Annotated in this window: 12 protein-coding genes; 11 read left to right on the top strand and 1 reads right to left on the bottom strand. The window is 49.7% G+C overall.

Annotation, left to right across the window (positions count from 1 at the left end):
* The first annotated feature begins 712 nt into the window (after positions 1 to 712).
* Positions 713 to 1,750, top strand: coding sequence for a hypothetical protein (locus tag IEY24_RS31350; protein ID WP_188939247.1), 1,038 nt, complete (start codon positions 713 to 715; stop codon positions 1,748 to 1,750).
* A gap of 91 nt (positions 1,751 to 1,841) precedes the next feature.
* Here IEY24_RS31350 and IEY24_RS31345 read toward each other — a convergent pair whose 3' ends face one another.
* The gene (locus tag IEY24_RS31345) at positions 1,842 to 2,729 is read right to left on the bottom strand and encodes a dienelactone hydrolase family protein (RefSeq protein ID WP_188939246.1); all 888 of its coding nucleotides are present in this window, start codon (positions 2,727 to 2,729) and stop codon (positions 1,842 to 1,844) included.
* Positions 2,730 to 2,912: 183 nt separating this feature from the next.
* Between IEY24_RS31345 and IEY24_RS31340 the strand changes: the two genes are divergently transcribed.
* The 10 genes from IEY24_RS31340 to IEY24_RS31295 all read left to right on the top strand — a co-directional run bounded on the left by IEY24_RS31340 (position 2,913) and on the right by IEY24_RS31295 (position 23,293).
* Complete coding sequence (locus IEY24_RS31340; protein ID WP_188939245.1) at positions 2,913 to 4,556, top strand: T9SS type A sorting domain-containing protein; 1,644 nt, start codon at positions 2,913 to 2,915, stop codon at positions 4,554 to 4,556.
* Between the two features lie 146 nt (positions 4,557 to 4,702).
* Entirely contained in the window at positions 4,703 to 5,728 is a 1,026-nt protein-coding gene (locus IEY24_RS31335; RefSeq protein ID WP_188939244.1) for a hypothetical protein, read from the top strand.
* Positions 5,729 to 5,974: 246 nt separating this feature from the next.
* Positions 5,975 to 7,924, top strand: a complete 1,950-nt coding sequence (locus tag IEY24_RS31330; RefSeq protein ID WP_188939243.1) for a chymotrypsin family serine protease — start codon at positions 5,975 to 5,977, stop codon at positions 7,922 to 7,924.
* An 11-nt stretch (positions 7,925 to 7,935) separates the two neighbouring features.
* Complete coding sequence (locus IEY24_RS31325; protein WP_188939242.1) at positions 7,936 to 8,331, top strand: HEAT repeat domain-containing protein; 396 nt, start codon at positions 7,936 to 7,938, stop codon at positions 8,329 to 8,331.
* Between the two features lie 5 nt (positions 8,332 to 8,336).
* Complete coding sequence (locus IEY24_RS31320) at positions 8,337 to 8,723, top strand: hypothetical protein (protein ID WP_188939241.1); 387 nt, start codon at positions 8,337 to 8,339, stop codon at positions 8,721 to 8,723.
* A complete protein-coding gene (locus IEY24_RS31315; protein WP_188939240.1) occupies positions 8,716 to 10,119 on the top strand; it encodes a S1 family serine peptidase in 1,404 nt (467 codons plus the stop codon). Before IEY24_RS31320 ends, IEY24_RS31315 begins: the two co-directional genes overlap by 8 nt.
* A 29-nt stretch (positions 10,120 to 10,148) precedes the next feature.
* Positions 10,149 to 13,553, top strand: coding sequence for a DUF6603 domain-containing protein (locus IEY24_RS31310; protein ID WP_188939239.1), 3,405 nt, complete (start codon positions 10,149 to 10,151; stop codon positions 13,551 to 13,553).
* Positions 13,550 to 16,792 (top strand): hypothetical protein, encoded by a 3,243-nt coding sequence (locus tag IEY24_RS31305; protein WP_188939238.1) that lies wholly within the window; start codon positions 13,550 to 13,552, stop codon positions 16,790 to 16,792. Before IEY24_RS31310 ends, IEY24_RS31305 begins: the two co-directional genes overlap by 4 nt.
* A 9-nt stretch (positions 16,793 to 16,801) precedes the next feature.
* The gene (locus IEY24_RS31300; protein ID WP_188939237.1) at positions 16,802 to 21,454 is read left to right on the top strand and encodes a hypothetical protein; all 4,653 of its coding nucleotides are present in this window, start codon (positions 16,802 to 16,804) and stop codon (positions 21,452 to 21,454) included.
* 3 nt (positions 21,455 to 21,457) lie between these two features.
* Positions 21,458 to 23,293, top strand: a complete 1,836-nt coding sequence (locus IEY24_RS31295) for a hypothetical protein (RefSeq protein WP_188939236.1) — start codon at positions 21,458 to 21,460, stop codon at positions 23,291 to 23,293.
* Positions 23,294 to 23,540 lie beyond the last annotated feature (247 nt).

The following is a 23,540-nucleotide window of genomic DNA, read 5'->3' as shown; positions in this document are numbered from 1 at the left end:
GCGGGGGTTTTGTCGTATTCGCGGCTATCTGCGGATCATATCGCTACTACTGCGCTTCGCATTCTAAAACACCAATATGCGGCTTTTCAGCATGTTACTTTTAAAAGAACAAGTTTCAATATTTATTTTTCCGAAAATATAATAATCTCAATATCAATATATTACATAATTGTAGAGATATTTTTATTTTGAAATTGAAATCATATGCCTTAAACTTGTTGTAGATTTTATTTTACATGAGAGAAACTTGAAGTAAAATAACATCTACATATTGCTAGTAGAATTTCTTTTTTAACGGAACTCTGTCTGGACAGTAACTCACTCAACGTTAAAAGACATGATAGGAAATTTTTATCAATGGCATTCGCCACGAGGTAGTATGCGCCCCGGACAAGGGCCGCGCCTGTCCGGTCAAAATGAGAATTCGACCTTACCTTTTAATTCTGTTTCAAGGACTCCCGTTCCGGGAACGTCCTACCATCTTCCTCTTACTGATAATTGCGAAAATTCCTTTGGGAATGCGGGAAAGACAAATGCATCCCTGATTATGCCTTACAACCAAATAGGTTGTCGAATGGCATGACAGGAAACATATAGGAACTCCGTTCGCTAACGCGGCTTGCCTTCAAAAGGCTAAGTCCGGGAGAATATTGCACCCATTGAACCAATTTAATAATCCGCCAAATAGTCTTTTTCTCTAAATCAAACTCGTATGAAAACACGTACACTCAGATTACTTACCCTTTTGACGTTCCTTACATTCTTCCTGTATGATTGTAAGGACAAGGAAGCGGATTCACTCGCACCTGCCAACACGGAGCTTTCCAGCCAACTGGACAAGCTGGAACTGGCAACTACCACACTGCAAGAAACACCGGACGTCAAACTCGTGCCCGGAAAAGTGGAGTCTTCGGTTAAAACGCAGGAACTGAACAGCTCGTTGAGCACAGTTACTGCCGGAAATATCCCGGCAAGCGTTTCGAAGGCGGCAGAGGAGGTATCTACCTCACTTACTCCTGCGGAAATCAAGGCATTGAACGAAGTTACTCCATCACAGGCCACCAAAACCGTGCTCAATTCGGACCAGGTACGTGCTATCCTGAGCAAAGCCGCGGCAGATGTAAAACTTCAAGGCTACCTCTCGCTATTCACAGCTGCCAAGGTGGACGGGCTTCTTGATGGTGGACGCACTGGCGGAGTTACAGACGGAACATCTTCGAATAGCGCCGCTGTCGAAAAAGACAATACCGACGACTGTATCGCCCGCGCCAACGAGAAATTTGAAAAAACCAAGGAGCGCCTGGACGACAGCAAAGCGAAAGAGCTCGACAAAATCAACGATGCTTATAACAAGGACCTGGAACGCATCCAGCGCAACCTCGAAAAATGCACAGGCGAAAACAGCCCGGCGCATTTTGAAGCACTTCGTCAGGTTGGGATCAAAATCGCCAATGACGCACTTGCCGCATTGGAAAAAGCGAAACCTTTCCTGAAGCCTGGCCAGTATGAATACCTGAAAGCGCTGATCAACGTTCAGCTGCTCGATTACCTGGCCAAGGTTAACCAGCTCGAAGCCGCCAAAATCGGTACTTGTACAGAAATCGCTGCGATAGCGAAAGCGCGTGCAGAAGAGACTAAAAATTCAAACACCGCCCGCGTAGAAGCTAATTATAACGAAGCTCTTGCCAAAGCGGTGGAATTGAGAGACAAAATGATCGAAAACTGCCACAACCAGGGCAGCGGCAAATAACAATCCGGCGGATAATTCTATTTGTTAGGCGCCCCGTAAGACCATGTCGGTTTTACGGGGCGATTTTTGTTATAAAACACCCAATCCCAGATTATGTCAACTTTGCTTTGAAAAAATCGATCGTGCGTTTCCATGCCAGCTCCGCGGCAGCCTTATCGTACCGGGGTGTGGTGTCGTTGTGAAAGCCATGGTTCGCATCCGGGTAAATGAATGCCGTATATTCCTTGTGGTTTTCCTTTAATGCTTTCTCATACGCAGGCCAGCCTTCGTTCACACGTGTATCCAGGGCCGCATAATGCAGCAATAGCGGCGCCTTGATCTTCGGGACGTCCTCTGCTGCGGGCTGCCCGCCGTAAAACGGCACCGACGCCGCGAGGTCGGGAATGCGAACGGCCATCATATTGGCAATGGCGCCGCCAAAACAGAAACCTACCACACCGATCTTTCCGTTGCAATCCTTGTGGTTTTTCAAATATTCATAAGCTGCAATGAAATCCTCCTGCATTTCATTGCGGTCGCGCTTGCTTTGAAGTTCCCGGCCCGCATCGTCATTGCCCGGGTACCCTCCTAGCGGTGAAAGCGCATCGGGGGCTATGGAAATGAAGCCCGCTAATGCCGCCCGACGGGCTACGTCTTCAATATGCGGGTTAAGTCCCCTGTTTTCATGAACTACCACAATCCCTCCCAGCTTGCCTTTCGCATCCGCAGGCTTCGATAACAACGCCTTGATCGTCTTCCCGCCTTTCGGAGAATCATAATTGACATAATCCGACTGCAAACGCGGGTCCCCTGCCTGAACCTGAATCTGGCCCTGGTAATCGGGCATCAGGAAACTCATGAGCGAAGCCACCGTCACGCCGCCCACCGCGTAGGCCGACAAATTCTGCATAAAATTGCGACGATCGATACGGTCGTGCGCATAATCGTCGTAAAGGTCGAATACTTCCTGTTTGATATCCTCTTTTTTTAGCTGGTCCATTGGCTGGGTAAAAGGTTTGAGGTTAGATTGATTTTGATAAAGTTCTCAATTAAAACTGAAATAGCATTCGGTTTAAAATCAACATTATCAAATATTTACTTGTATTTTGTGTCCGATGTTTACAATTTTATTACCTATTAGAGCCGTTCAAATATTATTCCTCAATACCAATAACTGAAAGCTATGAAACACCTTCTACTGGCAATTTTACTACTGTCACCTGTTATAAGTTTCGGACAAGGATCACTGGAATCGGACCGGCTGGCATTGATAGCACTTTACAACTCCACCAAGGGCCCTGAATGGCTTCAGAAAGCCGGCTGGAACCCCAACGGTAATCCGGGCGACAGCCCCTGCGGCTGGTACGGCGTAACCTGCGAAGGTGGGCGCGTGACAGGGCTGGACCTTTCAGGAAGTGCGATCGACGGAAGTCTGCCTCCTGAGATCGGAAACCTGGATCAGTTGAAAACGTTCATCGTCGACTGGACTATGATTATCGACTGGGAAACGCCTGAAATTCCGCGTTACCTACCTATTCCGACCGAAATCGGCAACCTTACTAACCTGGAACACCTGGATCTCAGCGGTAGGAACAGCGAGGAGCCATTCATGGGTGGGCTCCCTTTACCCGGACCACTGCCAGCCAGCCTCGGCAACCTCACCAAGCTAACCTACCTTGACCTGAGTTGCAGCCTGGTGGATTTGCAATATCGCGGTAATATGAATGGCGCTATTCCCGCCACACTTGGAAATCTGGTCAATCTGAAACATCTCGACCTGAGCAACCAGGTTTTGTCGGGTGCTATTCCTCCTGAACTGGGAAATCTCACACAGCTCGAATACCTGAACCTCACCGGCGCCAATCAATTTACCGGCGGCATTCCAGCAACCTTCAATAACCTGGTCAATTTAAAAACGCTTGGATTGCGTTACTCTAATTACTGTGGCTTCGCGTGCTACGGAACACTCTCAGGCCCCATCCCTGACCTATCGGGAATTCCTGCTTCCGCAAGCGTTGAAATCGCATTCAACTCTTTCAATTTTGAAGGCCTGGATCTTAATATCAGTCGGATAGATTTTTATGATAATCAGGCTAAAATTGACATCAATTATAACATTGGCCTCAAATTACTCACTGCCGAAGCAGGCGGAATTATTGCCAATAATACCTATAAATGGTACCGAAACAACGTGCTCATCGCCACGATAGTCGGTAACAAAAACTACAACGTAACGGAAGACGGTACCTATTATGCCACAGTTACCAACAGCGCCGTGCCCGGCCTTACCCTCACTACCGAAAACGAAGTCGTGACCACGCTCCCGGTAACCCTGGTATCGTTTTCAGTCAGCAACGAAGGCGATCAAAATAACCTCGCATGGAAAACCAGTTTTGAAAGCAACAGCCAAGGTTTTGACATAGAACGTAGCTGGAATGGTAACAACTTCGAAAAAGTAGGATTCGTAGCCGGCCATGGCGACAGCAATAGGGGAAGCGATTATAGTTTTATTGATAGAAGTCCGCTATTCAACAGCTATTACCGACTCAAACAACTGGATTTCGACGGCAGATTTGCGTATTCGAGGGTGATTTCCGTTAAGAGCCCCGACGCTGAAATTGTTGCTTATCCGAATCCGGCCGGAGATCATTTTTATCTTAAAAACCTAAAAGAGAAAAGTGAGATTATTGTCCGAAATCCGGAAGGAAAAATCATCGGTAAAAGGGTTGCCGAGCCTGGCAAGCCTGTCGACACCACCAATCTTACGCCCGGCCTGTACACCATCACCTCGCCCGGGGTGGTCCAAAAGATTGTAATCCGGAAATAGGGTTGTTTCGTGTTTTATATGAATGGGCAATTGATGGCGCGGGGTTCGCAGGTCAAGAGTAATAGTTTTTCGGTTACATCCGAAACTGATGCTATTTATTTAATTATACTTGCATTTTTGAGAACCTCTAACAATTATCTTTTTATATGCTAAGATTATACGCCAAGCTGACAGTCCTCGCCGTTGGCCTTTTCTCATTCTCTTGTAGCCTTCAGGATCACGTAATTCCAGCGACGCCGGATGTGTATGTGACCGGTTATTCGCACACAAATGCCGACAAAATAGCCCGATATTGGAAAAATGGAGAGGCCGTAGATTTGCTGTCGAATATCAATGGTGCGGCCGCCACTTCCATTGCCGCGTCGGGAGGGGATGTATATGTTGTTGGATGGGATGCAGACAACAGTTCCTCATCGCGGGCCAAGTATTGGAAAAACGGGGTTCTCCAAACCCTTTCCGGCCCGTACACGGCGACAGTGCTGAGCAAGGTGTTACTATCCGGCAGCGATGTATATGTAGCGGGTTCGGGGGCCAACCAAAGCGGCTACTATGCCATGTACTGGAAGAACGGGGCACCGGTGGTCCTGAACGACTCCCGCGACGGCTGGGCCAGGGATATGGCCATCGACAATGGCGATATATATGTTACCGGAAATGCTTCTGGCGGGCCGGGTGAATTGGCCGTTGCCAAATACTGGAAGAATGGGGCCAGTGTTCAGCTAACCAGCGGGCCTGAACAGCAGTATCCAAACGGGATTGCTGTGTCGGGTAGTGATGTGCACGTTGTAGGCACGCAAAATGGCGATGGTACGCATGGGACAATCGCGAAATACTGGAAAAACGGCGTAGAAACGATATTAAGCCCTTCATCTTACCACTCCAATGCAAACGACATTGCAGTAGCCGGCAGTGACGTTTATATAGTCGGCAACGTAGCTGGCAAAGACAATTATTACACGGCGAAGATTTGGAAAAATGGTATTGCCTCAACCCTCCCCGGGGGCGTCGAAGCTTCCGGTATTACCATTGTGGGCAGTGACATTTATGTTTCCGGAACGGGCTTGAACGGATTGACAAACGTTGCAAAATATTGGAAAAACGGCGTCCCGGTGGATCTCACTAATGGGATGCTGAATAACATTACTACTTCCATTTTCGTAGTAAACCCCTGAACGGGGCCACATGATTGACAAAAAAGCTGCGTAGTGATCTGCGCAGCTTTTTTGTTGCTTATTGGAATAAAGCCAACGGCAGGCCAACCCGCCACCGGTAACTAAGAAATTGTAATTAACAGGAAATATTTAGGACAATATTTTTTTAATCTCACAAATTATCGAGAACTAGGTATCACAATTCGCTGGTTACCAGTCACTCCCCTCCATTGATAGTGAAAATACGGTTGCTTAACATGTTAGACTATGCAAAGCGATATTTACACCCGTCAATTATTTCTTCTTCAGAATAAGGACCTGTTTCGGCAATTACTGGAAAAATTTTCCGGTGTCGTGAACCTGGGCATCGGCGTAAAGGAGATCAATGGATTGTTGACCGACCAGATCTGCTACCGGATATATGTTTCCAAAAAACTTCCGCCCCATGAAATTCCCGCCGACCAGCTGATACCCGCCGAAATGAATGGGTTTACAACCGACATTTTGGATTGGGAAGAATATGAGGAGATGGTATTGGATGCTTCAAAAGCGCGGCCGCTTCTGGGTGGCGTCCAGATCAAGAATGACCATTACCGGTTTGGCAGCACGCGGGGAGTAGGTACGCTGGGCTGTCTCGCGGTGATGAACGACGGCTCCAACAAGCTTGTCGGCCTGACCAACGAGCATGTCGTGCGACTGAACCCGGCTGACAATATTATCGGAAAAGACATTGGCCAGCCCCACAAGATCAAAAAATGCTGTGGCTGCACTTACAATGTGATCGGCAAAGTGCTGGGCGCTGTAAAAAATTTCGAAGTGGATTGCGCGATCATCGACCTGGATAGCGACATCGCCAGCGAAATTATCCGCAATGACAAAAGAGGCGAGATCAAGGAAATCGGGAAATTAACCGGCTCCGCACCCGCCGTCGCGACGGATATAGTGACAAAAAGGGGGGCTGCTACCGGGCTAACCCAGGGAACGATTGTCGACGTAGCGTTCGATCTGACCAATCAGATACTCATCAGGCCATTGCCTGCGCACGCCAAATTTGCGGATTTCGGCGATTCCGGATCTGTAATTGTAAACGCAGCCAAAAAGGTAGTCGGCCTTTTATGGGCAGCCAACCGAACGCAAAAGGCCCAGGGCGTTGCCAATCACATCGGACCTGTCCTTTCGGCATTAAACATCCGGATCTTCGTCGCCCCACCGGTCACGACTATTTCCGTCGATCCGGCCGATACCAAAACGCACCAGATTCCGAGTACGATCCTACCGGCCGAGCTCTCTGTCCAGCATTTCGTTACCGCCAAAGGCACCGGCGACATCCTGTTGAAAGCCACATTTGCCGAGCCCGTCGACAATGCCAAAATTACCTGGACCTCGTCGGATCCCGGCGCGCCCGTCACTCCGGTTTCAGCTGCCGACAACTCCCTCGTAAAAATTAGCCGGAATGTACCGGCAGGCTTGAAAACCACGATAACCGTTTTTGTGGAAGGAGAGTTTGCCAAACGATTTGACGTCTGGATTGTCTGGGCCGCCGGAAGTATCATTAATACGCTCAACCCCATTGGTCAGAATAGTAGCGACAGCACGCTTTTTTCCATCACGGGAGGTTTCAATTTCGAATTCAAAATCCAGCCGGCTTCGATTATTCCCGATAATCCGATCCTGGATGATGTACCCAATTTTAAAGGAAACAAAACCATCGACCCGCCCGATGTGCCTACCGGCGACACCGATGTATATCAGCAGGGAATCAGCCTCGCCGGTGGCGCCGACAAAAAATGGGATGTATCCAGAAGGTTGATCCACAAAATTATCAACCCCTCCAATGTTCCTTTACCCGAGGACCCTTCCGATCCGGGAGGCCTTATTTTCAATACCAGTTACGGTACTTTCCCTAGTGATCCGGTTGTCGGCAATGATGACAAAGGTGTGTTGGAAGATGAAATGAATGATCCTTATGATGATTTCAAGAGGATTACATCACGCGATAATCCACAGTTCTTTCTCCGAAATGCTGATGGTACAATAGGGGATACCGTGGAGCATCGTGTCAATTTTCAGGAATTCGCAAGATTACAGATCGGAGATTCCTGGTATGTGATATCCGACTATCTGCTATGGCGGTTTCATCTGAAATTTAAAAAGCTATCGGCAGCCCAGTGGGGTGACGATAACAGCATTCTGGCTCTTAATCACGACGATTTTTAAACTAAAAACTGATGCCCGCACAATTTGACCTTTCAAAGTTCAAAAAACTGGGCTCCCTCGCCGAGGCCGCTCAGGTCCTGGACGAATTGCAGGAATCGGGATCCTACGAGAACCTGCGCCAGGCGATGACCCATCCTCTCACGGAGATTAAGAACGAGGCAGTGAAGCGGATTAAGCAAGCTGGTGATAAGCACGCGCTGCCAGAACTTATCAAAGCATTGCAGCATGCGAATGTCCCGGCTATGGGTAGTGAACATGCTACTGCTCAAACTGTCTATAAAGAAAATTTGATCAAAGCAGTTAATGCATTGTCGGGACAAAATTTCAATGTAGCGGACGCGAACAACTTGAAAGAATTGAGTGAGGTGGTCAGTCGCATGACGAGGTGGACGGATGAAAATCTCTAACTGGTATGGTGAAGCTGGAACTGTTCGAAAGAGAGCTGAACAATACGATCGGCGGACGAAAAATCATGGCTGAACTCGCTGGGAACATGGATGAGGTACTGCACCTGATCAACCGGAACCGTGAAGTGATGGTGGTATGGCAGCGGAACAAAGGCCCACAGTTTTTTGCGGATATCCTGGCCAGCGGCTTCGAGCCAAAGGCTGTGGTGGTGAAACAGATCGGGGATGTGAGCCTGGCAGCATTGATCAGACGCATGGCGGCGGCCTTACAGGAAAACGGCAGCGCCGGACTTAAAAAGCTGATCGACAATTATTTCCTTACCATTATCAATGAGGTGCAGACCTCCGACAATCTTTATCAAGTATTCCTAAAATTGCGCGAAAATGGATAAGACCAGACAAGAGCGATTGGACGAACAAAACCGCCTGCTCGCCAGACAAGAGGAAATTGCGGCGATTCTGCAGACGTACCCGAATGTGGCCGGAACTGCGGTAGGCGTAAAGGAGGTCGGCGGAAAAATAACGGATGAAATAGTAATCCGGGTTTATGTTCAGGACAAAAAGCCGCTTGAAAGCCTGCGTCCCGACGAGATCATTCCTGCTGAAATAGATGGGATCAAAATAGACGTCAACCAAATGCCGGCTGAACTTTCGGGCTGTGTAGATGACCATGAATACAGGCCGATGATTGGTGGAAGCCGGATCATAAGTGCAAAATCCAACGGTAGTGGAACAGTAGGTTGCTTTGCCATCGACAATGTCGATTCGTCGGTTGTTTTGCTCACAAATTACCATGTTTTAATGGATAATGGTGAGCAACCCGGCCACGCCGTTGCACAACCCGACTTCTGCTGCGACGCCTGTTGCTGCCGGTGCGGCGAAGTGGCGACGCTGGTAAGGGGTGCGGATTTCGCCAATCCAAATGAATTTCTCGATTGCGCTATTGCCAAGCTTTCCAATGGCCAGGAAAACAACTACGTGAATGAAGTTTTGGAGATTGGGCCACTATATGGGATCACACCGACGCTCGTGGCAGGTGATCACGTATTTAAAAGAGGCAAAGCAACTCACCATACCGAAGGCATTGTGAACGCAGTCAGGATCGCTGCCCTTACACCCGTAAGATTTGAGTCGGGTATCAAAAATTTTCGCAATCACATGATTATCACTCCGGCAAATCCCGCCAAACCTTTTTCGCACAAAGGAGATAGCGGCTCGGTCATTGTGGATACACAAAACAGGGTTGTAGCTTTATTATTCGGTGACGACAGCAAAGAGGATCCGTATCGGGCCGCCACAGTTACGCTGGCTAATCACATTACCGACGTCGTCGCCAAACTAAACATTACCATCCCGGAAGTCGGCACTCCAAACGCTATGCCATTGAAATCCGAAGGAAACGCAATCCCGATCGCCGAAGCTCCGCTGGCCCGTTTGCAAAAACTGATCGAAAGCGAAGCAAATGGTCCTCTGCTGATCGGCCTTTTTCACCGACATAACAAGGAAATCATGTCGCTCATCCATACTAACAGGGATGTGAAAGTGGCCTGGAATCGCTTCAAAGGGCCTGTCTTCACGGCAAATCTGGTCGAAAAAAGCAGAAATCCTGAGTATGTCCTGCCGCAGGAAATCGAAGGTTACACGGCAATGCAGCTCCTGCTCAAAATGTCGACCGTACTCGAAAAACATGGCAGCACCACATTAGCCAGGGACATTGAAACGCATAGTACCGACGTCATGCAGCTTTTTCAGAAGCTCAGTGAAGAACAATTGGCGGTAACCAATTAGCCTGAACAACCGCATCTTAGGCGTAAAATATGGGAACAATCGAACAAATACTGGTCGGCCTGGCCAGGATCATGCAGCCCCTCTTCACCCGGATCGAAGAGGGGGAAACTGAGCTTCTGCTTTCCGAACTGGGTCTCGAACTGCCGGCATCCGTCAGGAACAATACCGCATTTCAGTCTGTATTAAATGCTTTCAGCCAACATATCAGGTCGGTCTTTTCCCTCGTCGGCGAGCTTCGGCAAGCGGCAGATGCGGACCAGACTCAAACCATCATTCAAAAATCCGCCGAACTCGCCGTGAAGATCAAAGCGCTGATCGATGACTTCGGCATCATGGCAAACAGCATACGAAATGATCTGGGTGCAACGTCTCTGGGTATCACGCAGGCGGAACTGGATACTTTCCTGGCCGACCTTCCCAAGCGTTTGTTCGACTATCTCTTTGTCACCAACATTGAAAACCGCCTGCCTTCGATGGCGGATATACTGGAACTTTTCGGGGTTATAGAAAGGACTGAAACTACCGGCGGCAGCAATCCCGCTTTGCCGGCATTCACCAGGAGCGTCGTCCATCTCGGTGAGTTGACCGACACTGTTTCCAATCCTGCCGGGCAACTGTCGGAGCTTTATGACTGGGGGAAACCGTCTTTTACAGGGACAAAACTATTTCCGGTCCTTTCAAAAGTGCTGCTGCACTCCGGCTTGCCCGTGATATACGATCAGGCAGGGGCACCTTCGGAGATCAATCTGCTTTTCGTGAAGGCAGGGGTTGATCACTCGCAAGCGATACCCGGGCTCTTTATCGAGCCTGCGGCGGGACTTCGATTCACGCCGGATATCGACATCAGTCAGCCGGGATGGAGATTCAGGATATCTATTTTGCCCGAACTGGGTGGCGGGGCAAGAATTTCACTATTTCCAAACGGAAACCTCGACATTACGGCACCCTCCTTTCCCGGCGGCTCCATGAGCGCGGAATTCAATGCCGGATTTCCTGACAAGCCGTTTGATATTCTGAATTTTTCGGCATTAAGCAAAATCGAAGCCCAATCCTTCGGCGCAAAAGTAACGGCAGACATTGACGCTGCTGGCCATGGAAAAATGATGCTGGAAGGCGCACTTGAAAAGGGCCATTTACTGATTGATCTCACACAGGCAGACGGTTTTATTTCAAAAATACTCCCCGCGCTGAAAATCGATTCCGGTTTCGATTTGCGCTTCGGGTATTCGTCGGCATCCGGTTTTTTTATCGAAGGCAGTAGCACCCTTGAAATAAAACTGCCGACGCACATTTCCCTGGGCCCAATCGAGATTACCGGGCTGACGGTAAGTGCCGGACTGGGTAAAAACCCACTTCCACTCACTGCCGGGGCAGATTTCAAGGCGGCATTAGGCCCCCTCGAGGTGGTGGTAGAGGACATCGGATTTACAGTATTTGCCAGATTACTTGATGACAACTCAGGCAATCTCGGCCGGATTGATCTCAGGCCGGGCTTCAAACCGCCGAAGGGTTTGGGACTCGTTATCAATGCCGGGGCGGTCACCGGTGGCGGATATTTGTATTTTGATTTTGACAGACAAGAGTACGCCGGCGCACTGGAACTAACCATCGCCGGGTTTATTTCTGCCAAAGCGATCGGACTCGTTTCAACCAGGATGCCCGACGGAAGCAAAGGTTTTTCCATGCTCATCATCATTACCGCCGAGTTCAATCCTCCATTTCAGCTCGGCTATGGGTTTACATTGATGGCAGTGGGAGGTCTTTTGGGACTGAACAGGACAGTACTGCTGAATCCCTTGCGTGAGGGCGTCCGTACCGGGGCGGTCAACAGCATCATGTTCCCGCAGAACGTGATCGCCAATGCGCCACGCATTATTTCGGACCTTAAAACCATTTTTCCGCCCTACGAAGGCCGTTTTCTGATCGGTCCGATGGGCAAGCTCGGCTGGGGCACTCCCACCCTGATCAGCCTCTCGCTTGGCGTGATCATCGAAATTCCAGGAAACATTGCGATACTGGGCGTGCTGAAAATAGCGCTGCCCGAAGAGCGCGTTCCATTGGTGCAGATCCAGGTCGCATTTGTCGGCACCATCGACTTTGATAAAAAAATGATCACTTTCGACGCGAGCCTGTACCAATCCTTTTTGCTGGGTATGCCGCTGGAAGGTGACATGGCTGTGCGGCTGAAATATGGCGATAATCCTGATTTTATTCTGACCGTCGGCGGCTTTCACCCGTCTTACACGCCTCCGCCGCTGGCTTTGCCCACATTAAGAAGGCTTTCGCTCAACATTCTGAACAAGGACAATGCGAAAATACGGGTGGAATGCTACCAGGCCGTCACTTCCAATACCGTACAGTTTGGTGCGAAGGCTGAGCTTTATTTCGGTTTCAGTTCTATTGCGGTCAGCGGGCACATTGCATTCGATGCGCTGTTCCAGTTTTCGCCTTTCTATTTCATCATAGACGTATCCGCCTCGGTTTCGCTGAAAATTTTCAGTATGGGCGTGTTCAGTATCAGGTTGAAATTTTCGCTGGAAGGGCCAACACCCTGGCGCGCAAAAGGCTCGGGAAGCATTTCTTTCTTTTTCTTCGATGTATCAGCCGATTTCGACATTACCTGGGGCGAGTCGCGAAACACTTCCCTACCCGACATCCAGATCCTTCCGCGTTTTGTCGAGGAGATCAAAAAACCGGAGCAGTGGACGGCGGTTCTCGCGGCAAACCGGAGCCTCCTGGTCTCGCTGCGTCAATTCGAGGCTATCGACGGGCCGTTGCCGCTGGTACTGCATCCAGCCGGTGCTTTGGAAATCAGGCAAAAACTGCTGCCGCTTACGGTCAATATCGACAAGATCGGCAATCAGAAAACCAGCGATATCCGCAACGTTTCCATTTCCGGCGCTTCCAGCAACGGAACTGCATTGAGGGTCGATCATGTCGACGAGTTTTTTGCCAGCGCCCAGTACCAGAACATGAGCGATGCTGATAAGCTGTCCAAACCTTCTTTTGTCAAAATGCCGGGAGGTGTGCGCATTTCGCTCGACGGCAGCCATGTCAAAAATGGCAAAATGGTCAGAAAAGTGGTCGAATATGAAGTTACCATCATTGATAAAGAGCCTAAAAGAGCACCGAAAGGGAAGTTCAAACGCTTTTCCGGCACCCTCTTTACGCATTTTCTCAAAGGCAACAGCGTGTCCAGATCAGCATTGTCGAAAGGCCGGTTTGTTCAAATGCAGCCAAAATCTCAGAAACTTAATGTAGTAGAGGAAGGATTTGCGCTGGCCTTCCAGGATAATAATAAAGTCTTTGACCTGCAATCGGTTTTTGCCAATGAAATGCTGGCCCAAACTTATCTGAACGAGCAGATCAGCAAGAATCCACGTCTCAGGAACGACATACACGTAATCTCAACTTTTGAATTACAGGAATCATGAGCGACCCCATAGCAACCTATTCCTTCCTGCCCTGGCTGCGGCAGGGTTTAGCCAACCACATTCAGTCGGGCAACGAAAACATTGCCGGCAAGCTCAGGGCTAATATTCCGGTGCGCCTTTCGATAGCGGCTACCCAAACCGATGGAAATGCAGCGACGGTGGATCCTATTGACAAAAATATTGAGATTTATGGCCCCGGCGATATTGTAGGCATTGATTCCAGGGCGATCGTGAAAACCGAGCCGCGCAATTGGATCACAAATTTCGAACCCAATTACCTGCCCTACATTGATTTTTACGATGAAGATTTCCCCTGGCGCTATACACCTGCTGCACCAGATCTTGCCAAAAACCGCCTGATTCCCTGGCTTACGCTGGTCGTGTTAAAAGAAGACGAATTTGAAGATGGCGCAGGCGCGAAAGGGAAACCGCTACCATTTTTTAAAATGAAGGATGGAAAGAAACCAACGGACATTTTCCCGCCGGTGACGCAGCTCTGGGCCTGGGCCCATGTGCATGCAAACGAAGACCTTTCCGATGGTGCCGCTCCGAATACCGCAGATCCCGTAAATGTAAATGCAGGCATTACAAGCCTGATCGAAAACAACCCGGACAATGCTTGTTCCCGGATTATTTCGCCAAGAAAACTGGAAACCAATACGTCGTACCATGCTTTTTTGATCCCTACATTTGAAAGCGGCAGGCTTACAGGACTCGATTTCACTCCTCCCGATACGCTAACCGCCACAAAATGCGCATGGGAAAACCCGGCAAACATTGAATTTCCCTACTACCATCGCTGGTATTTCAGGACCGGGGATGTGGGTGATTTCGAATATCTCGTAAACCTGCTGAAACCGAAACCGGCCGATAAGAGCGTCGGCGTCCGGGATATTGACATCATCCACCCGGGCTCCAATTTACTTAAACCAGAGGTTATCAGCGATTTACAAGGCAAGTTGAATGGCATCCTGAAACTCGGTGGCGCGCTCCGGGTACCTTTTGACTCACTGAAAGAGGAAGACCAACAGGAAGTAAAAAAATACGATGATTGGGACGAAAACCCTTATCCCCACGCTTTTACAACAGCCCTGGCGCAGCGCATAAACCTGGCCGACGACTATGTCGACCCAACAAAAACCGTTTCGCAGGCAAACGAAAATGCGCAAGTTCCTCTGCACGAAGGCCAGGCCGATCCCGATCCGGTGATCACACTTCCACTCTATGGCCGCTGGCACGCCATGCAGCAACGGCTTTTGACAGATCAGGCAGGCGGCGATTTGCCTCATAACAAAAACTGGGTACACGAGCTGAATCTGGACCCCCGGTTTCGCGTGGCTGCCGGGCTGGGAACAAAAGTGGTTCAGAAAGGACAGGAAGAATACATGCAGGCGGCCTGGGAGCAGGTAGGGCAGGTGATTGAAGCCAACAACAGGATTAGGATGGCGCAGCTCGCGCAGCAGGTTTCTGTCAGGCTGTACCAGAAACATATTACGCCGCTCATTGCCGACAAGGCTTTCACATTCACGGCGCCGGTACAGCGCAGGCTGCTTTTCCAAAACCTTACCGTACATAAACAGGTGAAATACAGCCTGGTACCAAGCGCGCTGCTTTCCGGCACATTCAGAAGGATCGTCAGGCCAAGAGGTACGGTCATGAAAAAGTTTGCATTGGATAATACGCCGAATATAGGCAACATGGCAACGTTGGTCAACGCCGGAAAGCTGGTAGTGGTACCGCCGAAAGGCGATCCATCGGGAGCTATCAATCTGTCGGATGTGACCAAACTGAATCCCGGACGCGTGCCGGGGCTTAATGCAGCAACGCTGAATTTTATCAAACAATCGGGGATACTGACCAAAGCGGCGCAAAATACCAAAGCCGTCGCACGGTTTACAAAAAGTGCCCGGTTTGTGATTTCCGAGCCTCGCAGAACCCGCCTTACGCTCCTGGGAAACGAGCGCGACAGCAAGGAAGCGACTGTATTTAAAGCGGCATTGAAAGATGCATTTGAGTTTGTACAGATCAGCGACCAGGCGCCGGAAAAAACGATTCTGAAATTTGCGGAGATGGTAACGCAGGTCAAAAAGCTGCTTGATCCGGCTGTAACGATCCCGAAACGCACTTTTGATACTGTCAAAATTCCGTCCAGGATCAGGGACAGGATGGTGGAAACCTTTGCACCAGTGATGGTATATCCCGAGATCGACCTGCCGATGTATAAACCGCTGGCCGATATGTCTGCCGAGCTTTTCCTGCCGAACATTAACCTCATCGAGCAAAACAGCATTACCCTGCTCGAAAATAACCAAAAGTTTATCGAGGCATATATGGTGGGTATCGACCACGAAATGTCGCGTGAACTGCTCTGGCGGGAATACCCGACCGATCAGCGGGGAACCTATTTCCGTCAATTTTGGGACGTAACAAGCTTTTTGCCTCCACAACCTGTGCCCGAAAACATCAAGGAACAGCTCTACGACATTCCACCGATCCACAAATGGTCGAAAATTGACACTTCCAAACTAAACCCCACCGACCCCGGCTCACCTCAGAAGAATGAACTGGGAACACACAATCAGCGCGCATTGACCAGCGGCAAAACACAACTGGTACTGGTAATCAGGGGCGAGCTGCTTAAAAAATATCCGACGGCGGTTATCTATGCCCATAAAGCTGATTGGGGCAAAAAAAATAACGTGCCCGATGTGAACGAGGAAAGGGTACTGACCGAACTAACGGAGGCTCAAAAGCTTAATCCGCCCGAAACTCTCATCAAAACCCCGCTCTTTGAAGCGAAAGTGGAGCCGGACATTTATTTCTTTGGTTTCGATCTCGACGATGAAGAAGCAAGAGGGACATTAAACCCCACTTCGACCGGTAACAATTCCGGATGGTTTTTTGTGATCAAAGAAAGGCCTGGAGAACCCAGATTTGGCCTTGATATTGAAAAAACAAAAACTGAAAACGGTGATGTTCGCCTGATCAACTGGAATAACTTCTCCTGGGAACATACTGGTACTGAGGCGGCAAGATGCATTGAGCTTAATTCGGCCGCTTCATTTACCACGGCCAATTTCAATGTTCCCGATCCCAATGTAGACCAGGAAAATGTGAAACATCCTGACGATATCCAGGCCGGCTGGACACCCGATAGCGACGCCGCCGAACTGGCGTACATTCTTTACCAGGTACCGGTTTTAGTAGGCGTGCACGCATCCCGAATGTTACCTAAATGATTTTGAACCATGAGCGACTTATTCAATCCGGTTACTAAAATCGCCGAACTGAGCGATGCGTTCCCGATCCTCTTATTTCCGCTGAGGCTCGAAACCCGCTTCAAAACGGCCGGAACCGCCCGGGAACTGTGGTTAAGGGTCTTTCCGGACGATTGCAATATTAACCACAAAGAGGAGCAGCTGTCCGAGTCGGAGCTTCGTAATGCAAAATCATTCTGGACTGAGATATGGAAGGCTGATGGTGATGAAACGCTCGAAAAAGGCGCGTGGAAAAGTCTGGTCAACAGCCACGGCGCCGGACGGGCCGGCTGGATCGTCTCGCATTACAAACCACTCAACCCGCAACCTGCCGACCTTCAATTTCCCGACGATGCCACCGTAACCACCTCGCCTACATCCTGGACCAAAGCCCCGAAGGCGATTGCATTGCCTGACCGGTTTGTAGCGATCGGCTATAATGGTTCGGCCAAACAAATTTTTCTGTTTGACCAGAATGTGTCGGAGAATCTCTCCGTCGGCCCGGATCCGTCGCTGCCGGCCGACAAGCAAATCAAAAAGGATGCGAACGGTGACCTGATCGTCAATGAGGACTTGCAGTGGATGGTTGATTTTGAGAAGGCTGTTGCGGCCGGAATGGGTGTTAAAATTCCCATGAACACGGCCGGTGCGGCGATTGGTTTTGACAAACTCTTCGTGGTAGGTGTACGCTACTCGACCGATCAGGATAAAAGCCAGGCATTGCTCGAAAAATTGTTATCCGATCATTTTGAGAGCAAAGGGGGTTTTGAGCTGCTCAGGCAGGGCACGCCGACAAACAATACGGATGACGAGGATTCCGGGGCCTCGTCTGTTGAAGATCCCGATGAAAGCTTCGCGCGCATATTCAAAAAATCCACGGAGTTCGATGAGTCGGACGATTTCGCGACGAAATCGGATGGGCAAAAATTAGCGGACCTGCTGGGTATCGACCCCGGCATTTTGAAAAAAGTACCCCATGCAAACGGCAGCGACCAGTTGGAAGCCAATGCCATGAACACCGCCCTCTTCCCGGCCACATTGGGTTATTTTATGGAAGAAATGATGACACCACTTTTTACCGACGACCTGATTAACCGGACTAAAACATTCTTTGCCGACTATGTGTCGGGGCGTGGACCAGCGCCTGCTATTCGGATCGGGAAACAGCCTTACGGGATACTTCCTGTTACGGCGTATTCCAGGCTAAAATTCCCCGCACCACAAACCGGCCCTGTCCTGGCGCCCAGAAAAAACCTCCAGACGATCTTTCTCAACAAGCTGCATCGCCTCCTGATGCAGATGGATTCAAGCTGGTCAAGCCTGGTTCCGGAAGTATCGAGGATCAGCAAGAATAATGCGGACCCGCAGCAAACATTGCTGAATGTGCTAGGCCTGCACCCTAATTCGGTAGAATTTCACCAGCGATATGCTCAAAGCGCCAAACAGCTTTATAATCAACTTATCCTGCAAAAAGATGTAGCATTCGCCGGTACTATTGATCACGCGCTGGACGAAATCAGAAAAGACATTGCATCGGCTGTGGACAGAGATAATCTGTTCAACATCAGCAGCCTGCCTATTTCTAAAAAATACTTCCTGGGTGGAGCAAATTTGCTTAGCGGACCATTGGTGGATGACCTGCCGATATCGGAGTCGGTGCCGGTCAGACCATATACTGCCGATGGGAATAAAAACTACCTGGAATGGCTGGCGACCTCCAATGCCGAAACCATCAGGACGCAGGATTTTGGTGGGCGTGCAGCGCCCAATGCGATTCTCTATCTGCTTTTGCGGCATGCGCTGATGCTCGCCCAGGCGGATGCGGCGGCGAGGCTGAACATTACCAAAGACCCAACCAAAAAATTAAGTGACTTTTTTGATCCCGACTTCATTGGCGTACAGCGGGAAGGCGGCAGAAGCAAGTTCGAATCATTATACGCAGCCGACCGCAACATCACGGGAAACGATACCCAGAAATTGGTTGAATATATTTATAAACCCGAGATCCTGGATAAATCCGCCGAAACGAAAAGGCTGAAAGATACCATCGAGGCCATCCAAATACTTGTCAATACGCCCACCGCGCGCCTCGAAAGATTGCTCGTCGAGCATCTGGATTGCTGCAATTACCGCATTGACGCCTGGCTGACGGGTCTAACAAATTACAAGCTGAGTGAACAACGAAAGATCGGGCAGCCAGAGAGGAAAAATTCAAAAGGCATTTTTATGGGCGCCTATGGCTGGCTAACCGACGTACGGCCAAATAGGAAAGTACTGGCGGACATTCAGTTGTCGCCTGAACTGGACAGGGTACTCAACCGGGAAGCGGGTAAGCCCCTGCAAACGTACGCCGATAACCTCGGATACATTCATGCACCGTCACTAAACCAGGCCGCGACCGCCGCGGTGCTCAGGAGCGCCTACGAGTCCAACAAGCATTCGGGCGATGGAAATCCATTTGCGGTCAACCTTACTTCCAACCGGGTCAGGGTCGCCAATCAATTTCTGGACGGGATACGAAACGGGCAAAGCCTGGCAGCGCTGCTCGGTTACCAGTTTGAACGCGGGCTGCACGACCGAGCCGGCGAGATCGAACTCGATTCGTACATATATCCTTTGAGAAAAGTATTTCCGCTGGTGGCCGATAACCTGAAAGATACATTGAGCGACCCAGCCGAGAGCATTACGACGGTGCAGGCGAATCATGTGGTGGACGGACTGAAACTGGTTGCCCAGATACAAAAATCAGGTACCAGCACATTTCCTTTCGGTCTGCCTCCTTTTGCCGGGTTGAACGAAAGCAGCCCGCAAGCAATCGCGATTAATGCGGAAGCAGCCAGGATATTGGATATCAACGACGCCATTTCCGATTTGGTAGTGGCTGAGCAAGCCTATCAGATGGTTCAGGGGAATTTTGAAAGGGCCGCGGGTGTGGCCGACGCATTCAGCAAGGGAAGCTATCCGCCTGAAATCAACGTTGTGCAGACACCCCGAAGCGGCGTTACGCTTACACAAAAAGTGGCGGTGCAGTTTGACACCGATGCCGACCCGTCAGCTTCGCCTTCGTCTATCGCCATGACGCCCCGGGCAAAGGCAGAGCCCGGTATTAATCAATGGCTGGCCGACATTTTGCCGCCGCCCGAAAAGGTTCTTTGCCAGGTGGATTATATTAAGCCGGGATCAGCATTGACGTCTGTAGAAGTTTCTCAAACCGACCTGGGTGTGCAACCTATCGACCTACTGTATCTCCTGAACCTCGACTCCGAGCAATTCATGACTGAACTGGACGATCGCATCTCGCATTTTGTGCGGTATCAGATTTCAGAACACCCTAAAACAGAGGTGAAGATCAATTATACCAGACCCATTGATCCCGCCGACAAATCGAAAGTTTCGTTTTTCGAACTCGCAGCACTCATTAGAAGCCTGCGACAGATACTGATCGGCAGCAAGCCATTGGATCAGAATACCTTCACCTTGCCGGGGTCGGGTCAGCAGCTCGCTCCGATTGTGGATGATGTTCAATTCAAAAATCGCGTCTCGGCACTCAGGAATGAACTTGAAATGCTCAAAACTCAGATTGATAGTTTGCTGGCAGCACATTCCGGCACGAGCATTGATGATTTGATTGAAAAAACTTCGACCCTGTTCCTGAAACTGGCACTTTATGAAAACAGTCAGACCGGCATCGGCTTCATGCAGCAGGCGAACTCCGATAACGATGATACGGAAGCTGAAAACAGGAGGCTTGTTTCGCTCCAAGAAGACATCGAAACAGCCCTGAAAAACATTCAAAAATCGGTAACAGACAAACTGGTAACATGCGCAGATCTGATACAAAAAGCGAATGCAGCCACCGTTAATTCCGACAAAATTTCCCTGCTGCAAAGCGCATTTAAAAAGCTATTGGGAGAAGATGCATTGGTATTGATGCATTTCAGGCTCGCCGAACAAGAGGGCAATGCATTTGAAAGTTCGTTTACAAACAGCAACCAGCTGCTGGCTTTTACCAGGACCCATGAAAAGAGGTCTTTCCCGGTCGACGACTGGCTGGCCGGCGTTTCGAGAGTCAGGGAAAAAGTATGGCATTGGGAGAACGTGGCATTGCTTTCCGCAGCTTTTAAACCGGAAAACGCCGTTGAGCTAACTCCCCTGCAATTCCCATTCAGGGAAAACGACCGGTGGGCGGCCATGAAGTTCAAAAACGAAAAGGACGAAGCCGATACGTTTGCAATCAACAGCGATACATTATTATATACCGCTCATTTTGCCCAGCCATTTGATAAAACCAAAACCCAATGCGGCATTGTGATTGACGAATGGACGGAGGTGATCCCATCAAAGGAACAAAACACCGGCATAGCCTTTCACTACGACCAGCCGAACAGCGAACCACCGCAGACCATGCTGCTGGTAACTCCGCCGGATTTTACCGGCAGCTGGGAATGGGACAACCTGCTCACCGCACTGGAAGAAACCCTGGAAATGGCCAAAAAACGAGCAGTAGAACCTGCTATGTTGGAAAAAACAAGGTATGCTCAATTTCTGCCGACTACCATGATGGCCGTCACATTACATTGGATCACGGTCGCGACTAATTTGGCAATCAACAACAATGTTTACCAACGCATTGAAAACAATTAGGTCATGGAAGATAAATTCAACCCCAGGGATATCAGTAAAGCACTGGCGGAGCGGCTGCATCCCACGGTCATGATGTGGAACCGGCTGGAAGGACGTCCCCGCACTCATGATTTTGACAGGGCCATGAAAGCGGAGGTACGGGATGCATTGTGGATGCTCACAAGGCAATGGCAAATGGGAGAATTCACCAGCGACGACGCGGGCTCCCCAGTTTTCGCCAAAGTACATATTTCCAACTCCCAGCTCGACCTGTATAAGGCGGCGAACCGGAAGGAAGAGCCGTATGAAGATAATGTTCCACTAGAAGTTAAGGCCGAGCAAAAGAAGATACTCTTTTCGAGGGAAGGAAAAGAATTGAGTATTGATATCAGGCTGCAAATGGGCAGATATTGGCTGAAACTTTTGAAATCCAGAAGTCTTGATTTGGCCGCAGCTTACATTAGGCAGTATACTTTCGTCTTGCCGGATCCCGCCCGCAATACCGACCATATCCACGCGCACCGGGAGGTGTGGCAGCAATATGCGGCAATCAGTGGCCGCAGCATGGACGGCTACAAATTTTTACAATATATTGAAATCATTGGCAACCAGGCCTCCGACGATATTACTTCCGATGCCGGGCAGATAGGCGTGCTCGCCGAACTTGCGGAGAATTTCAGATTGTGGTTTAAAAAACTTTACTACCAGCCGGAGGAGGACGAAAATAATGCCTGGCTCCCCGATCGGCTCGAATACCAGTTTGAAAGTTCGGCGCTCTCGGCGGCAGATATCAAAACCCTGACCGCGAAAGAATATTACGATGGCCATCTGGATTGGTATGCATTCGATATCGATCAAAAAGAAGGCCTCGCAACCGAAAAACCGAAAGATACGGTCACTGAAACATTCATTCCGGCACATGTGCAGTTTGACGGGATGCCTGACACCCGCTGGTGGAAATTCGAAGACGGAAAAACCAATCTGGGTGCAGTAAGACCTTCAACAACAGACCTTTCCAAGTTACTTTTAATGGAATTTGGCCTGATTTATGCCAATGACTGGTTTATTTTTCCGCAAACGCTTCCGGTTGGCGTGCTCACGAATATTGAAGGACTGACGGTCCGCAACAACTTTGGAGAAACGATCTGGGTGAAGGCGGCCGAACAGGAAAGTGTTGCCGCTGAGCCGTGGAGCATGTTTAAGCTAAGTTCGCAGACACAAAATAATACGCTGTTTCTAGCACCTGCAGCCATGAAAGTGCAGGAAGGGGAGCCTTTGGAAAAAATCATGCTGATCCGCGATGAAATGTCCAACATGGTGTGGGGTATTGAAACGGCCGTACCGCTGCCGATCGGAGTTGCCGACAAAGGCGGTGAGGCGGCGCTGAGAGTAAGGCAATACCACGAAAACATCGTAAAGGCGAGCACATCCGCCGCGCAAGTGCCCTTTACCGCAAGGATCAGCTACCAGGCGATGACCGACGTGCCCGAAAACTGGATACCGTTTATTCCTGTGCATGTCAAAAACGATAACCGCCAGACCCAGCTGCAAAGGGCGTCGATGTTACGAATCATTGAAGGAGATCCTCACGAACCGGTGAAGGTTAAACCGCGCACAAGTATTTTGCGGGAAGGGTTGGACCACCTCGGTACTGACCTTACTACACCGGCACCTCTGGCTTTTTTCATTCACGAAGAAGAAGTTCCACGTGCAGGTGTGAGTGTATCTCAATCCTTCCAACGTACGCGTTGGGTCAATGGCGAGGTTTTTGTATGGCAGGGGATGAAGAAGAACACCGGTAAAGGCGAAGGCAGCAGCAACCTGGCCTTCGACCAAATCAGGGCTGTTGAGAAATCCTGATCCGTCTGCTTCCCTATGAGAGGAGCCTCTTCCAACTGCATTTAACTTTTGTAAGAAAAGGTGAGTAGATTGGTATAAACACACAAAAGCCCATCCCCAAAAGGATGGGCTTTTGTGTGTATTAATAATTGTGGCGGCTACCTACTTTACCAGGTTTGATCCGGGACGCGTAGTCCAAGTATCATCGGCGGTTCGGGCCGGGATGGCCTGCCATTGGGAAGAGTTGAACACCGAGTCTATAAACGCA

This window comes from Dyadobacter endophyticus (assembly GCF_014641595.1).
Taxonomy (GTDB): Bacteria; Bacteroidota; Bacteroidia; order Cytophagales; family Spirosomataceae; genus Dyadobacter; species Dyadobacter endophyticus.
The sequence above is the reverse complement of the archived record's forward strand: the minus strand, read 5'-3'. Positions and strand labels throughout refer to the sequence as shown.